A 16,411-nucleotide genomic window follows, 5' to 3' on the forward strand; every position below is an offset into this window, starting at 1 on the left:
ATGTGCGCCAGCTCACTGGTCAGACATGAGGGAAGTGCAAAAATGCCACCCCCTTGAGCAAAGACCCAAGGCTACGGAATAACTGGAAAAATAATAAAAGGAATAATAATGACCGCTACACGTAATCTGCTGTCGCTCGCTATCGGGCTGGCGCTGGCATCCCCCTCTGTATTCGCTTACGACTGCCCTGCAGATCAAATTACCACGATCCCCCAACTCAGAGCCGAGTTCAAAAATGGCGCAATTCCCAAAGAGCCAACAGCGACACCAGCTGGCTCAGGGTTTACCAGCACGACAACCAAGGTAGTAAAAGGACAAGTCACCGCCATCGGCAGCTCCCTGACGAAAGGTGTTTACCTGACTGATTCACAACCTGTTCAAGCAATTGAATCCAAGGGGATTTTTGTTTATCTGCCAGATGTCGCCAAAAAATACCCAGACCTGAAGCCGGGCTCGGAAGTGTGCCTCGAAGCCAACATCCAGGATTTCTTCGGAGGTCTGCAGCTAAAACTGGTTGGGGACAATATTGAAATCAAAGAGAGCAGCGTCACGCCACTCCCCGTTACGCTTCAAGTAGGAGATGGTGAGTCACTTGCCGATGCGCTGCAGCGTCATGAAGGTATGCTGGTTGCGCTCGACAATGCCAGCGACCTTAGAATCACCCGCACGTACGGCTTCGATTACAGTGCCAGCCGCAGCAATATGGTGCTCTCTCATAAAGATCCACTGTTAAAACCGACCCACCCAGCTATATGGAGCAAATAGCCCCGAGGCGATTGGGCTGAATGAATCCAATAAGAAAAATCAGCTGGTAGTTGAAACCGATATCAAAGCCAAAGATGGCAAGATTGCCTGGTTCCCGGAACTTGATGCCGATACCGGCTACCTGCGAGTGGGGGACCTGATCCCCAAACTGCACGGGGTTATTGCCTATAACCGTGACAAATGGCGTTTGATTGTCTCTCCTGATGCCCAGCTCAAAGCCGGGGACATCCAGGATAGGCAAGCACCCCGTCTGCATGCTCCGACCCGACCAGATGGCACTCTGCTGCGCTTGGGCAGCTTTAACGTACTGAACTACTTTACAAGCGGTGTCGGCGGCGATCTCAACCCGACTTGTGGTGATACCTTTACCACTAAATGCAACCGGGGAGCCCCTTCTGCAGAAGAGTTTGAGCTGCAGAGAACCAAGATCGTCAATGCCATTCTGGATATGGATGCCGACCTGCTGGGCCTGATGGAGATTGAAAACAACGGTTATGGTGATAAATCAGCCGTCAGGGATCTGGTCAACAAACTTAATGAACACCTGCCAGCAGAAAAGCAATACAGTTATGTCGTGCCTGACAGCAAACTCCTTTATAAAAACACGTTTTTTGGCTCAGATGCCATTGGCCAAGCCATTATCTATCGCGCGGCCTTACTGAGCCCCAAAGGGTCAGCAGATATTATTCCCTTGCCGGTTCAACAAGAAGGCGATGTGATTAAAGCCTCGCAACGGGACTCGCTGGTACAAACCTTTGACGTCAAAGGCGAAGCGCAACCACTGACTCTTATCGTCAACCATCTGAAATCCAAAGGCTCCGGTTGTCTTGAGAATGGTGATGGTAAAACTGAGCCTGCTGACTTGCAGGGCAAGTGCAACGAGTTCCGGGTCAGTGCAGCCAAAGCACTGGGGGAAGCGGTATCCAAGTTACCGGGTCAGGTACTGTTGGTCGGCGACTTTAACTCCTATGCCAAAGAAGACCCCATCAGAGTACTCACCGACTATAACCCTGAAGCCACTCGAAAAATCGTGACCGGCATGAAAACCTACCTGGGAGGTGCAGCTTATTCAGATGGGGAGCAGTTCAACAAACCCGGCTATGGTCTGATCGACCTGAACGTCAAATTCAACGGTAAGGAAGCAATTTCATACAGTTTTGAAGGCGAGCTGGGCACCCTTGATTACGCGTTGGCCAACAATGCGATGGCTGAACGGGTGCTCAAAGTTTCTGACTGGCACATCAACTCTTACGAGATGACGCTGTTCGAATACGGCAAGAAAAACTCGGGAGGGTTCGTCAAATCCGAGAACATGTACAGCTCCTCGGACCATGACCCCGTCATTATTGACCTGAAGGCGGAGCCTGATTCAAACAGTGGCACTCAAACTGATGGTTCATCCACTGCAGATCAAGGTACCCAGACAGAAGATACGACAACCAAGCCCTTGACCACAGCCGACTCCTCAGGCGGCGGTGCGCTGGGACTCGGCCTGCTGGCCCTGCTGCCGCTGGCTTGGCGCCGTCGCCGTTAACCACAGGCGCATCTGAATAGTGCAACCAAAGCCCGCGAGACCCGCGGGCTTTTTCGTTGGAGCAATGGATTTACACATGAAAAGCACAGGAATATGGGAAAATGAATGCGGGAGCAAACAAAAAGGCCACCGCGATGCGGTGGCCTTTTTGCTTCTTGTAACAAGAATTTGGTGGAGCTACGCGGGATCGAACCGCGGACCTCTTGCATGCCATGCAAGCGCTCTCCCAGCTGAGCTATAACCCCAACTCACCTCGGCGCTGACGAAGTTATCTCCGGCAACGGAGGCGCATGATAGGCATCACCCGCTTTGCTGTCAACCCTAAAATAACTGCGATTGATTCGTTTAGTCAAAATTGCAGCAGTTCGCTGTTTTTACCAGCAAGGAGCACGCTATCTCTCTGTTTTATGTCATAAATCGGCTCAAACCCCGATAACGCGCAAGTCATCAGGCATGCTTCCTTCTCTATATATGGCTCTCGCTCGCTGGCTCTTTTGCTGGCTGGCAAGCAGGTTCTCCCCCGTCACCCCGGGAAAGCCTTTCCATAAAGAGCTTTGCATTTGAAAACCCTTTCCATGATTTTGGTAAATTTACAACACAAAAAGTTGATCCAGCTCACAAATAGCCATAGGATCAAACCGTGACCCAGGTCACACATCATAACCATAAATGACAGAGCGATGAGGTAAACCATGTTTGAGAATCTGGCAGTCCTGTTCCACCTCAAGGGCGCAACCACCAAGAGCGGCATTGTAGAGAAAGATGCCTATGCACCGTCCACCCGTGAATACTACTTCCGCTACGGCAAGTGAGCCGTGAAAGTATTTCACCATTAATAGTAATAAAACTACATCACACACATCCTGTCGCAGCGCCATCAGGTGCTGTCCTGTCCCGGCCAGAGCAATACCTCGGCCACACCTGAACTCCACCAAACAACAATGGGGCCCGCAGGCCCCATCTTTTATTGCATCGGCTCATTGCCGGATCACAGCTTGATCCAGGCATCGCTCCATGCGGTTCCCTTGCCGGGCTCATAGGCCCAGGCGGCACCGGAACACCAGCCGGTGTAGGGGTGCGGTTTGCACTCGTAGCTGGCGTCGCCATTGCTGACGCGCTCGCCCGCTTTGTAGGGGGTGCCTGCCTTGTAGGCCGGGTAGTCGCCATCCGGCGGCGTCACGCCCCCCTCTTCCCCTTTGACCAGCAGGGCATGGCTGGCGCTACGGCTCAGACTCCCTTCATCGGTCACCGTCAGTTTGATATCCAGTTTGGTATCGCTGGCCGGCTTGGGCAGAGTCAGCTCCAGGGTCACCTGATCCAACGCAGGGGCAGCGGCGCCGGCCGGAATGGTCCAGGCATAGCTCAGCGGCTTGCCTTCCGGATCGCTGGAGTGCTGGGCGGATAGGATCACCTTGCTGCCACCTTCGGCCTGCGCCGGGCCGGTGATAGTGGCCACCGGTGGCAGGTTGGTGCCGCCACCATTGTCTTCAATCACCAGCTCGGGATAGAAGTGCTGGACACAGCGGCTGTAGTCACCCTCCTTGAAGGCGCTGAAGCGGGTCTGGTAGCCCACCAGCTTGCACGCATAGCTCTTGCCGCCGTTGGGGTTCTCGGCCACATAGCTCCAGTCCTGCTCCCAGTAGATGGGCAGGGCACCGGAGCCCTGATTGTCAAAGTACTTCATGTTCTTGCAACCGAGCACTTCGTCAGCGGGCACTGCCACGGCCAGATAGTTGGCAAATTCGCGATAGTAGTTGATGCGGTTCTGGGACTGGGCGTGTTCGGCACTGCCACCACACTCCACTCCGCCGTTGATGATCTGGGTGGTCACCCCGAAACCGGGTACCAGACCGTTCTGCTTGTCGTGCTCGTTCGGCTGCCAGGTGCCGTCGATGACATGGAGCATGGAGGGCTTGGGCGGCTGCGGATAGGTGTAGAAGAACACCGCGCTGGCGAGGTTCAACCAGCTGTCGGCCACCAGCTCAGGCTGGTCGAGCAGGGTGCGCACCGTGCCGAACATCGCCTCGGAGAAGGGGCCATAGTTGTAGTTGTAAGAGAGCTGCTTGGCACCGCGACCGAAATAGCTCTTGAACTCGCCATTGTCGAAGGTGCCGCATGGCCACTGCTGACCCTGCCATACGCTGGGACTGCACTCGGCGTTGTAACCACCGCGCATCGCTTCGGTCCAACCCATTTCACGGACATAGACCAGCGCCTGACGCCACTCGGCCTCCGGACGCCAGCTCTCGTGGCCGCCGGTCTCCTGCGCGAAGTGGGCGAACATGGTCGCCAGGGTCTTGCGACAGATGGCCTCGGCATCGCGACCATCGCTGTAGTTGCTGCACAGGGCCGGGAACTTGGCGGCCGCCTGCAACAGGCCGCGATAGGTATACTCCGGAGCACGCAGCGGGAACAGGTAGCTGAACTGGCTTTCGCTCAGCAGGCTCTCTACCAGCTTGACGTTGTCCGGGTTGTCGGCTCGGCCCGGTTGCACCGCTTCCACCACCAGATTGTCACGGGTAGCAATGGAGGCCTTGACCGCTTCCATCGCCGGGAAATCGGTCAGCGCCTGCTCTTTGGCATCCAGCTCGGCCTGGCTCATGTAGACAGGGGTGGTGCTGCCATCCGGCGGGGTGGGAGTCGGCGGCGTGGGCTTGTCATCGCCATCGCCATTGTCCGGCGGAGTCACTTCCCCTTCGCCGATCAGTTTCCACGGGGTATCCCACTCGTTGGCCACCGCCATGCCGGGAGTCTGACCCGGATTGACCCACCACTTGGCCTCGAACACCTGGCCGTTGTAGTTGACCTGGCTGCCGCCCGGATAGGATTTGTTGATGTCATATGCCTCGGCCGCCCACAGGTGGCCGCTCAGCATCAAGCTGGCAAGCAGAAGGGTGATGCGATTTTTTTTCATTATTGTTGCTCTCTGGCTAAATTTTTCAGCAGGAAAAGACGGGGTCAGAACAGACCCCGTTACCATCATAACGATCTCGACTTAACGGCAGCTTGCCGCCCCGACATCCAGCCAGACATCGTGCTTGCCCGGCTCGTTGCCCTGAGTCCACCATTTGGCCTTCCACTGACGACCGTTGTGGTTGGTCAGGTCACCGCCGTTGTAGGCAACGGCCGCGTTCCAACCCAGATCAACCTGACTCAGCAGCGCCCACTGATCGGCGGAACGGCTCGGCTCATTGCCCTGAGTCCAGTACTTGGCACGCCATACCAGCTGGTTGTGGCTCACCTTGTCACCGCCGTTATAGACCTTGCTGACCTGCCATGCAGGGACGTTGGCTGCTTCCGGGTCGGTGGTGTTGCAGGAGCCACCCTCACCGCCTTCGTTGATCGGGGTAACGGTGAGGCGGGTTGCCGCGTTGGCGTCGAGCGCACCATCAGAGACAGTCACGGAGAGGTCATAACCGGTTTCGGCATCGACCGCCGGGCCGGTGACCACCAGAGTGGCGCTGCTCTGGCCGGTCGCCGTGATACCGGCAGGCACTTGCCATTGGTAGATCAGCTCGTCGCCATTGGGGTCGGATGCCTTGGCAGTGATGCTCACCTGTTTGCCCGCTTCCACCTTGACGCTGGCGGGCAGGGTGACCACCGGAGGCAGGTTGGGTTGCGGCGCCTTGTTGGTCACCACCACCTGATCCCTGGCGGTCAGTTGATGGTCATCGGCCACGGTCAGCTCGAACACCAGCGCGGCATCGGCGCTCACGGCATTCACATCGACCCGCACCTTGGCCTGAGTGGCATCACCCAGCACGGCTGGTGGGCCGGAGAGCTGCTTCCAGCTGTAGGTCAGGGCGCCTTTTTCCGGATCGTGAGAAGCGGAGCCATCCAGCGTCAGGGAGGCCGGACCGGTCACGGTCACATCGCTACCCGCGTTGGCAACCGGCGGCTTGTTGACTGGCGGGGTGATCCCCTCGCCATGGCCGAGCCCTTCGTGCATGGCGTTGAGGATGTCGCCGTTGTCGGCATCGATCTCCCAGGAGAAGAGACCACCCAGCTTGTGAGTCAGTACATACTGGCCTTTCGCCTTGACCGAGCGCTCATCGTCATAGGTGATCAGCTCACCGGTGGAGGGCTTGAACAGGGTGGCCGCTTCGGCGGTCTCGTCGTAGTTGTACTCCCAACCCGCGCCCATGTGGCCGTTGACGATGTGGCGATAGTCCAGCACACCATCTTCCCAGGTGCCCTTGATCTTGCCGGTGGCGGTGCCGGTGAAGGGATCGTTGCCCTGATAGCCGCTCACCCCTTTCCAGCCACGGCCATACATGGCGGCACCAATAACCAGCTTCTCGGAATCAACACCTTGAGCCAGCAGCAGATTAACCGCTTCATTGGTGTTGTAGCGCTTGTTGGCCGAGCCGTTGGTGGCCTGATAGAGGTTGGCCTGATGGCCCAGAGAGGTGTTGCTCCAGCCACCGTTGTAGTCGTAACTCATCACGAAGAGATGATCCATGTACTGCTGGGCAGCCTTGTAGTCCACATCCTCAATCTTGTCGTAACCGGCACCGATGGCAGAGGTGAGCTGATAGGTGCGACCGGTCTCTGCTTCCAGCTCGTCGAGCATGGCGCGCAGATCCTTCATGATCAGCACATAGGTTTCACCATCCTTGCTCTTGTCACCCAGGTTGGGGTTGGCACCGTCGCCACCCGGATACTCGAAATCGATGTCTACACCGTCGAAGAACTTCCAGGTCTGCAGGAACTCTTTGACCGAGGCGACGAACACGTCGCGCTTGGCCTTGTCATGCATAAAGAAGAAGGGATCGGAGAGGGTCCAGCCACCGACGGAGGGGAGGATCTTCAGGTCAGGATAGGCCTGTTTGAGGGCCATCAGGTTGCCGAAGTTGCCCTTGTAGGGCTCGTCCCAGGCGACCAGCGAACCCTGCCCTTTTTGCAGTGCCGCCCAGGGGTCGTGAATGGCGACCTGGAAATCCTTGCGACCGGCACAGGAGCGCTGCAGCGCCTGGAAGCTGCCGGAGATCTCCTTGAGGCTGTCGTTGAGGCCATCACCGCCGCAGATCGGGGTGAAGCCATAGAGGATATGGGTCAGGTTCTGGGCGGGCAGCTTGTCCACGCTGAAGTTGCGATCGTAGACGCCCCACTCCACATAGTAGGTACCGACCACCTTGCCGGACTTGTTGACATAGGGTTTGTTATTCTCCTGCAGGGCAGGCTTGAGCGGTACGAGGTGGCTGCCATCGGTATCGGCGACCACGATCTCCTTGGCATCGGACAGGGTGCAGCCATCGCCGTTGCACAGCGCGACCTGCATCTGATAACGGCCCCCCTTGTGCACCTTGAAGGTAGCGGTGCCCGCCGCCGAAGAGGGACCGGACCAGACTTCCTTGCCATCCAGCAGCACCTTGGCACTCTGACCGATATCGCCGCTCCAGATGTTCCAGGTGACGGTCACATCGGCGCCATCCTTGACCTTGACCAGCTCGTTATAGGCGGTTGCAGACTGATTGACTTCGACGATGGCAAACTTGGTGGGGCCCCAACCGATGGCGGGTTTGCCCGGTGCGGCAGCATGAGCGGCAGATGAAGCGAGCAGAGTACCGACCATCATGGCCAGCAATGCGGGTTTTGGACTTAGCATATTGCTTTCCTTTACGTTATGGAAAAACGAAAGGGCAACGCAACACGACAGGTAACACAAAAATAGCCACCCCTTGGCAAAGGCAGCCTGCATAACTCTGTGGTGGCCCCGCTATCCTAGGTCGATATGTCCCTTAGACCGGAAGCTTTGCGTCCCGACTTTTCAATCGGTTTGCCCTTGTCACAACTTTATTCTTGGCGATAAATAATCGCGGATTAACTTTAGGGTAATTCGGATAGCTAAGCAAATCCGACCATTGCCAGCCAAGCTGTTGCCAAGCTCACATTTCACTCACTTTTTTAGAATTAACGCTTAATAAACAGACTCATGCATGAAAGGAATGTCATCATCCCCAACCGAAGGCGGCGCGCCATTTATTGATCCAAATCACATCAACACGATAAAAATCAATCAGTAAGCGTATTTCACATCAAAAGACCCATCTGCATCGCAATGTATGAATATATAATCGCCGTTTTGCATGACCATCAGGTGCCTTCATGCCCAGCGATCTCCCCTCACGCACCCGGCTATCCAGATACGACAAATTTGTTCGCCTGACGGTCTACACACTGCCACTGGCGGGGATAATCCTGCTGCTCAACAGCCTCAACGGCTGGCAGAAGGCACCGCTTGCCTGCACCTTGCTGCTCCAGAGCTACCTTATCTGCACCATCTGGCTCTATCGCCACTACCGCTACCATCTGCAGCGCCAGTGGCAGCATCTCAGTGAGGCGCTCCGGATCAACGAAATCACCGCCGAGCTGGCCCGCAACTCGGCGCAATACCAGACCGAAGAGGCCTTTCTGGAGGATCTGCTCAGACGGGCCGTGATGTTGATCCCGGGGGCCGAGATGGGCTGCCTGATCAAGCTGCTGCCGGGCACAGGGATGTTGAGATATGAAGCGGCCATCGGCATGGATCTGGTGAAACTGCGGCGGATCAATTTACCGCTTGAGCACACCTTTCAGTACAAGCTGACTCAGGGGCGCTGCAACAAAACGCTGCTGATCAACGACCTGTCGAAGATCAATGCCACCATGCCCCTGTCCGAACAGGACAAGGAGCTGCTGGTCAACTGCAGCGACCTGCCCATCCGGGCCACCCTGGCGACCCCAATCCATATCGATGGTCAGCTCTACGGCATGATCAATATGGACAGCAGCAAACGTCATGCTTTTACCCGCTACGACAGCCACCTGATGGCAATTCTGGCGCGGGATATTCGCCACGCCATCACCATCTATCAGCAGTCCCGCCGCATCTATCAGCGGGCCAATACCGACCAGCTGACCGGCCTCGCCAATCGCCAGCAATTCGAACTCGCTCTGCAGGCACAGCCGGAAGGCACCCTGCTGCTGATCGACATGGACAATCTCAAGCAGCTCAATGACAGCTGCGGCCATCTGGCGGGTGATCAGGCCCTGCGCCTGATCGCGGATGGCATACGCCAGCACTTCGGTCAGGGGGTGATTGCCGCCCGTTTTGGCGGGGATGAATTTGTGCTGCTCACCACTCTGGCACCGCCCACGCTGCAACAGACAATGACTATGCTGGCGACCATGCTGGCCAGCGCCTCCCCCACTATCTCGTGCAGCATGGGGATGGCCCCCTATCGCGGCGACTTTGCAGCCGCATTTGCCAGGGCCGATGCAGCCATGTATCAACACAAGCGGCGCCGCAAGGAGCAGCAGGCGGCACAGATGCCAGCTATCGGGGAGAGCATCAATCACTAGCCCGCAAGAGCCGCAGTCGTCGAGCAAGAGACAAGAAGGGAAGGGAAGGGAAGGGAAGGGAAGGGAAGGGAAGGGAAGCGAAGCGAAGCGAAGCGAAGCAAGTTGGCAGGCCTGCCAGCATTTAATTGTGCGGGGAGAAAAAACGGGGCATGACTGGCATGCCCCGCCACTATTCCACGCTTATTTACAGCTGGCGGCCCCCACATCCTGCCAGACATCGTGTTTACCGGGCTCATTGCCCTTGGTCCAGTACTGCGCCTTCCACTGACGACCGTTATGGGTGGTGATCTCGCCACCGTTGTAGGCCACATTGGCATCCCAACCCAGTTGCACCTTGCTCACCAGCAGCCACTGATCCGCGGTGCGGCTCGGCTCGTTGCCCTGAGTCCAGTACTTGGCCTGCCACACCAGCTGGTTGTGGCTCACCTTGTCGCCGCTGTTATAGGTGCTTGCCGCTTTCCAGACTGGCCAATTGATCGCATCCGGATCAGTCGCCGTGCAACCACCGCCACTGCTGGCCGGTTTGACCGTCAGACGGGTTGCCGCACTGGCATCCAGCCCGCCGTCGGAGACGGTGACGCTCAGGTCATAGCCGGTGTCGCTGGTCACGCTCGGGCCGGTGACCACCAGAGTGGCGCTGTTCTGACCCGTTGCGGTGATGCCTGCCGGCACGCTCCACTGATAGGTCAGGGGATCGCCATTCGGATCGGAGGCGGTCGCCTTGAGGGTCACCTGCTTGCCCGCCTCCACAGAGGCCGTGGCAGGTACACTCACCACCGGCGCCAGGTTGACTTGCGGCGCCTTGTTGGTCACCACCACCTGATCACGGGCAGTAAGGTTGTGGTCATCGGTCACCGTCAGCTCGAACACCAGATTGATGTCGGCAGCCACCGCGTCCAGCACCACACGGGCCTTGGCCTGAGTGGCATCGAGCAAACCAGCCTGCGGCCCGGAGATCTGCTTCCAGCTATAGCCGAGTGCGCTGTTCTCTGGATCGTGGGAGGCCGAACCATCCAGCGTCACCTCGGTCGGGCCGGTCACCTTAAGGTCACTGCCCGCATTGGCCAGCGGCGGCTTGTTGGCCGGTGGCGTGACGCCACTGCCGTGACCCAGCCCCTCGTGCATGGCGTTAAGGATGTCGCCGTTGTCGGCATCGATCTCCCAGGAGAAGAGGCCACCGAGCTGATTGGATAGCACATACTGCCCCTTGGCCTTGACCGAACGCTCGTTGTCATAGGTGATGAGATCGCCGGTCGCCGCCTTGAACAGATAGGGCCCCTCGGCCACCTCGTCATAGCCCTGCTCCCAGCCCGCCCCCATCCGGTTGTTGACGATGTCGCGGTAATCCACCACCCCGTCCTCCCAGGTTCCCTTCACCTTGTCAGTTGCCGTACCGGTGAAGGGGTTGTTGCCCTGATAACCGCTCACCCCGGTCCAGCCACGACCATACATGGCGGCCCCGACCACCAGCTTGCCGGGCTCAACACCCTGCGCCAGCAACTGCCTGACCGCCTTGTCGGTGGTGTACTTGGTATCGGGATCCCAGCTCGCCGCATAGAGGTTGGTCTGGTGACCCAGCTCGGTCTTGCTCCAGCCACCGTTGTAGTCGTAGGTCATCATGAAGATGTGATCCATGTAGGGCTGGGCCGCCTTGTAGTCCACATCCTGGATCTTGTCGCCCCCCGCCCCGATGGCCGAGGTGAGCTCATACTGGCGCCCGGTCTCGACCTCCAGCTCGTCGAGCATGGCGCGCAGCTCCTTCATCAGTACCACATAGGTGGCACCATCGCTCGGGCTGCCCAGTTTCGGGTTGGCACCCTGACCACCCGGATACTCCCAGTCGATATCCACGCCATCGAAGAACTTCCAGGTCTGCAGGAACTCTTTTACCGAGCCGACGAACACATCGCGCTTGGTTTTATCACCGAGGAAGTAGAAGGGGTCGGATAGGGTCCAGCCGCCGACCGAGGGGAGGATCTTGAGGTTCGGATAGGCCTGCTTGAGCGCCATCAGGGCGCCAAAGTTGCCCTTGTAGGGCTCGTCATGGGCGGTGAGGCTGCCTTGCGGCATCTGGATGGCGGCCCAGGGATCGTGCATCGCCACCTTGAAGTCGGCGCGACCGGCACACGCCCGCTGCAGCGCCGGGAAGCTCCCTTCGATCTCCTTGAGGCTGTCGTTGAGGCCATCCCCGCCGCAGATGGGGGTGAAACCATAGAGGATATGGGTCAGGTTCTGGGCAGGGATCTTGTCGACCGTAAACTTGCGGCCATAGACGCCCCACTCCACATAGTAAGTCCCCACCACCTTGCCGGACTTGTTGGCGTAAGGCTTGTTGTTCTCCTGCAGCGGCGCCTTGAGTGGCGCCAGATGGCTGCCGTCAGTATCGGCGACCACGATCTCCTTGGCGTCAGAGAGGGTGCAGCCATCGGCGTTGCACAGCGCCACCTGCATCTGATAGCGCCCCCCCTTCTTCACCTTGAATGTGGCGCTGCCCGCCGCGGCGGAAGGGCCGGACCACACCTCCTGACCATTGAGCAGCACCTTGGCACTCTGGCCCAGATCGCCGCTCCAGAGGTTCCAGTTCACCTCCACATCGGCGCCATCCTTTACCTTGACCAGATTGTTGTAGGCAGTGGCCGCCTGATCGACTTCGACGATGGAAAACTTGGTGGGGCCCCATCCGATGGTCGGCTTGCCGGGCGCAGCAGCATAAGCAGACGAGGCACAGCAGAGACCGACCGCGAGGGCCAGCATGGTAGGCTTTGGACTTAGCATTTTTTATATTTCCCTATTTCGTTATGTTGGCAACGAAAAGGGCTACGCCCTGACAGGTAACGCAGACAGCAGTGCAACCTCTTGGCAAAGGTGCACAACAACCTGTGGTGGCCCCGCTATCTCAAGTACGGCTCATTCCCTGGACCGGAAGCTTTGCGTCCCGACCTTGCGATCGGTTTGCCCTTCGGTTACTTCATTCGCGATGAAAATAATCGCATCCCGACTATAGAGTGAGCCGATCCGGTCCGCTACTGTCGGCGTTTACCGACAATGACAAACCAATGCAGCAATGGATTGCCATCACGCAAGAATGTGAAGGCATCTTCGCCGATAAAACTCTGTTCTCGGCATTCATCCATGACCACGGCCCGCGCAACCATTGCGTGGTTTTGTGAGCCTGTTCACGGCTTGCCGTCCCGGATGCGGCTATCGCAGCAGCAGACTGTTCATCAGGGCCCGCAGTTTGAGCGGTTTGACCGGCTTGCTGATGTAGCCATACCCTCCTTCGCGGATCTGCGCCTGCAACTCGCTCTTGCGATCGGCGCTGATGATGATGCCGCCCAGCTCATCACCACACACCCGTTGTAGCGCGGCCAGCGCCTCCAGCCCGGTCTTGCCGTCGTCGAGGTGATAGTCAGAGAGCACCAGCCTCGGCACAAACCCGTCTGCTACCAGCGCCTCGGCTTCGGCCAGATCGACGGCGCAGCGCACCTCACAGCCCCAACGGCCGAGCAGGGTGCTCATGGCGGTCAGAATGTCCCGCTCGTTATCGATGCAGAGCACGGTCACCCCCTCCAGCTGGCTGTCGCGCACTACCGGCGCCGCCAGCTGATGAACCGTGACCGGCCGGGTCGCCAGATTGAGGGTCACCGCAAAGACCGACCCCTTACCCGGCCAGCTCTGCAGGGTGAGCTGATGACCGAGCACCTGCGAGATGCCGCGGGCGATGGCGAGCCCCAGACCCAGCCCCTGCTCCTTGGCGGTGCGGGAGTGATCGAGGCGGGAGAACTCGTCGAAGATCGCCTCCTGTTTGTCCTGCGGAATGCCGGGGCCGTTGTCCCACACCTCGATGCGGATCTTCTCCCCAAACCGACGACAACCGAGCAGCACCCGACCGCCCGGGTTGTAGCGAAACGCATTGGTCAGGAAGTTCTGCAGCACCCGGCGCAGCAGCCGCACATCGCTGTGCACCGCATGCTTGCTCTCCACCACCGAGAAGTTGATCCCCCCCGCCTGCGCCAGCACGCCAAACTCCGCCTTGAGGTTGTCAAACAGGTCGCGCAGGGCGAAGTCGAGCTTCTTGGCCTTGAACTTGCCCGCTTCGAGTCGCGAAATATCGAGCAGATCGGTAATGAGATCCTCGGTCGCCCCCAACGCATCATCGATATGGCGGGCGATACGGGCCTGCTCGCCAGCAGCGGGCAGCATCTCCAGCAAGGAGGAGGTAAACAGCTTGGCGGCATTGAGGGGCTGGGTCAGATCGTGGCTGACCGCCGCCAGAAAACGGCTCTTGGAATGGTTGGCCCGCTCCACCTGCTGGTTCACCAGCAGCAGCTGGCGGTTGAGTTCGGAGAGCTCGTGGGTGCGTTCGGCCACTCGCGCCTCCAGATGTTCGTTCGCTTCGCGCAGCACCCGCTCCGCATCGCGAAACGGCGTAATGTCGGTAAAGGTCATGACGAAGCCGCCGGCGGGCATGGGGTTGCCCTGCATCTCGATCACCCGCCCGTCCGGGCGCTCCCGCGCCGAGATATGGGCGCTGCCGCGCTTCATAAAGGCGACCCGCCGCGCCACGTGATCCTCGATATCACCGGGGCCACAGAGCCCCTGCTGGGCGTTATAGCGGATGATCTCCTCGATGGAGCGCCCCGCCTGAATAAGACCCGGCGGATAGTGGAACAGCTCGATGTAACGGCGGTTCCAGGCTACCAGCCGAAGCTCCCTGTCCACCACCGAGATCCCCTGCCCAATATGTTCGATCGCCCCCTGCAGCAGGCCGCGGTTGAAGCGAAACACGTCGGAGGCCTCATCAACTATGGTGGCGATCTCCTCGAGCTGCATGTTGCGCCCCTGCAGGGCCGAGGCGAGCACCAGCCGCGCCGATGAGGTACCAAATACCCCTGCCAGCAGCCGCTCGGTGTGGGCAATCAGCTCGGCCGAAGCCTGCATTTGCGGAGCAAGCGTGCCGCCCCGCTCACCGGCGAAGCGGCCAAAGGCGCGCTTGACCCGGCTTGAGCCGACAAAGCGGGCCGCCAGCATCTCCAGCTCCTTGACCGAAACCCGCGCCTGATAGAGGGCGGCGGTATCGCGGCTCGGCTTGCCGACAAAGTTGGCGGCCTGCAGCCGCTCGCTCACCGCAGGGCGCGATAACAGGGAACCGGCCACATAGCCAAGCAGGTTGAAGAGCAGGCTCAGGAAGATGCACCAGGCCCCGAGGCTCAGCTCGCGAAACGCGGGCCAGTCCGGCGGCGCCAGCAGCTCGGCCAAGGGCGAGCCCGCCAGCAAGCCACTCTCTACCAGCAGGGTCACGAACCAGAGACTCACCCCGAGGCTCAACCCAAGATAGACCCCCTTGCGATTGCCGTGACGCCAGTAGAGACCGAGCAGCAGGGCCGGTGCAAACTGGGCCACCGCGCCAAAGGAGAGGTAACCGATGCGCGACAAGCTGGTGAGATCGCCGAGCCAGAGGTAGAGCCCCCAAGCCGCCAGCAAAATCAGCAGGATGGCGCCACGGCGCACCTGCAACAGCAGCCGCACCAGTCGCTCGTCGCGCCCCTGCCGCCAGAAGCGGCGCAGCAGCACCGGCAGCACCAGATCGTTGCTCACCATAATCGCCAGCGCGATGGTGCAGACGATCACCATGCCGGTGGCCGCCGAGGTGCCGCCGAGAAACGCCAGCATCGCCATGCCATCGAACCCGAGGGCCATCGGCAGACTGATCACATAGGTGTCGGAGGCCATATCAGCCCCCACCCACTGCTTGCCCGCCAGCGCCAGCGGCCAGATAAAGAGCCCCATCACGAACAGGTAGAGCGGGAAGATCCAGCGCGCCCAGTGCAGATCCTGCCCCTGATTGTTCTCCACCACAGTCACATGAAACTGGCGCGGCAGGCAGATAACGGCGCACATCGCCAGCACCGTGTAGATGGCAAGCTCCAGCAGGTTGCCTGGGCTCACCGCTACCACCTGTGCAAAGAAGTCGCGGGTCACCTGCTCGTGAGCCTCGCCGGGTTTGCTCAGGATCAACCAGAGGGCGAAGCCCCCCACCGCGATAAAGGCCAGCAATTTGACCACCGACTCGAAGGCGATGGCCACCACCATCCCCCTGTGATGTTCGGTGGCATCAAGATGGCGGGTGCCGAACAGGATGCTGAACAGCGCCAGCAGCAGGGTGACCCCGAGCGCCAACTCGCTGGTATTGCTGGTCGGGCTGATGCCACCGCTGTTGACCATCAGCAGATCCAGCCCGGTGACTATGGCTTTCAGTTGCAACACCAGATAGGGGAGGATCCCCATGATGGCGATAAGAGAGATCACCATGGCGAGCCGCTGGGACTTGCCGTAACGGGCGGCGATAAAGTCGGCGATGGAGGTGATGTGCTCGCGCTTGGCCACCAGAATGAGGCGGGCCAGCAGCCGCCAGCCAAACAGGAATACCAGCATGGGGCCAAGGTAGATGGGCACCGGCGACCAGGGAGATTCACTCGCCTGCCCTACGGTGCCGAAGAAGGTCCAGGAGGTGCAGTAGACCGCTAGCGACAGACTGTAGAGCAGCGGTTGCCCCTTGAGACGGTGCCGTTTGTGCTTGTCTGCCACGAAGGCGATCAGAAACAGCAGCCCCAGATAGGTGAGCGACAATCCGATCAGCAGCCATCCCTGGTGCATCGATAACTCCTTGTCCATGTTGAGTTTTTGTATACAACCTCGCCAGTCTAGAGAGGCGGCAGCCAAAAGTCATCCCCTTCGGACAGATTGAAATTATCGTTTTTCAATAAG

Annotated in this window: 7 protein-coding genes, 1 tRNA gene and 2 riboswitches; of the genes, 3 read left to right on the forward strand and 5 right to left on the reverse strand. The window is 59.1% G+C overall.

The annotated features are described in order from the left end of the window. Positions 1-108: 108 nt before the first annotated feature. Together OKC27_RS02640 and OKC27_RS02645 are read left to right on the forward strand one after the other, a co-directional pair. A complete protein-coding gene (locus OKC27_RS02640; RefSeq protein ID WP_270805917.1) occupies positions 109-765 on the forward strand; it encodes a hypothetical protein in 657 nt (218 codons plus the stop codon). A 16-nt stretch (positions 766-781) separates the two neighbouring features. Beyond that, on the forward strand, positions 782-2,299 hold the full coding sequence (locus OKC27_RS02645) for an ExeM/NucH family extracellular endonuclease (protein WP_232093666.1): 1,518 nt from the start codon (positions 782-784) through the stop codon (positions 2,297-2,299). A gap of 169 nt (positions 2,300-2,468) precedes the next feature. Here the strand turns inward: OKC27_RS02645 and OKC27_RS02650 are convergent. From OKC27_RS02650 to OKC27_RS02660, 3 genes are all read right to left on the reverse strand, one after another. Next, positions 2,469-2,544: transfer RNA gene (locus tag OKC27_RS02650), tRNA-Ala, on the reverse strand. Between the two features lie 743 nt (positions 2,545-3,287). Further along, entirely contained in the window at positions 3,288-5,213 is a 1,926-nt protein-coding gene (locus tag OKC27_RS02655; RefSeq protein ID WP_182938111.1) for a glycoside hydrolase family 19 protein, read from the reverse strand. Between the two features lie 81 nt (positions 5,214-5,294). Further along, positions 5,295-7,907: a glycosyl hydrolase family 18 protein gene (locus OKC27_RS02660; RefSeq protein ID WP_182938112.1), complete on the reverse strand. Its 2,613-nt coding sequence runs from the start codon at positions 7,905-7,907 to the stop codon at positions 5,295-5,297. A gap of 98 nt (positions 7,908-8,005) precedes the next feature. Next, positions 8,006-8,093, reverse strand: a riboswitch (cyclic di-GMP riboswitch). 314 nt (positions 8,094-8,407) lie between these two features. Between OKC27_RS02660 and OKC27_RS02665 the strand changes: the two genes are divergently transcribed. Beyond that, entirely contained in the window at positions 8,408-9,643 is a 1,236-nt protein-coding gene (locus tag OKC27_RS02665) for a sensor domain-containing diguanylate cyclase (RefSeq protein WP_182938113.1), read from the forward strand. A 180-nt stretch (positions 9,644-9,823) separates the two neighbouring features. Here OKC27_RS02665 and OKC27_RS02670 read toward each other — a convergent pair whose 3' ends face one another. Both OKC27_RS02670 and OKC27_RS02675 read right to left on the reverse strand, forming a co-directional pair. Further along, positions 9,824-12,418 carry a glycosyl hydrolase family 18 protein gene (locus OKC27_RS02670; RefSeq protein ID WP_182938114.1) on the reverse strand — a complete coding sequence of 865 codons (2,595 nt, stop codon included), beginning with the start codon at positions 12,416-12,418 and terminating at the stop codon, positions 9,824-9,826. A 103-nt stretch (positions 12,419-12,521) separates the two neighbouring features. Beyond that, positions 12,522-12,610, reverse strand: a riboswitch (cyclic di-GMP riboswitch). A 234-nt stretch (positions 12,611-12,844) separates the two neighbouring features. After that, positions 12,845-16,300 carry a hybrid sensor histidine kinase/response regulator gene (locus tag OKC27_RS02675; protein ID WP_182938115.1) on the reverse strand — a complete coding sequence of 1,152 codons (3,456 nt, stop codon included), beginning with the start codon at positions 16,298-16,300 and terminating at the stop codon, positions 12,845-12,847. Positions 16,301-16,411: the final 111 nt, after the last annotated feature.

The sequence above is a fragment of the Aeromonas sp. QDB62 genome (genome assembly GCF_027705695.1).
In the GTDB taxonomy this organism is placed as follows: Bacteria; Pseudomonadota; Gammaproteobacteria; order Enterobacterales; family Aeromonadaceae; genus Aeromonas; species Aeromonas allosaccharophila.

What these genes read in the sequence shown, in the direction of transcription:
- OKC27_RS02675 (WP_182938115.1), bottom strand. Translation starts at nt 16,300, where the DNA reads ATGCACCAGGGATGGCTGCTGATCGGATTGTCGCTCACCTATCTGGGG.
- OKC27_RS02665 (WP_182938113.1), top strand. Translation starts at nt 8,408, where the DNA reads ATGCCCAGCGATCTCCCCTCACGCACCCGGCTATCCAGATACGACAAA.
- OKC27_RS02640 (WP_270805917.1), top strand. Translation starts at nt 109, where the DNA reads ATGACCGCTACACGTAATCTGCTGTCGCTCGCTATCGGGCTGGCGCTG.
- OKC27_RS02655 (WP_182938111.1), bottom strand. Translation starts at nt 5,213, where the DNA reads ATGAAAAAAAATCGCATCACCCTTCTGCTTGCCAGCTTGATGCTGAGC.
- OKC27_RS02660 (WP_182938112.1), bottom strand. Translation starts at nt 7,907, where the DNA reads ATGCTAAGTCCAAAACCCGCATTGCTGGCCATGATGGTCGGTACTCTG.
- OKC27_RS02670 (WP_182938114.1), bottom strand. Translation starts at nt 12,418, where the DNA reads ATGCTAAGTCCAAAGCCTACCATGCTGGCCCTCGCGGTCGGTCTCTGC.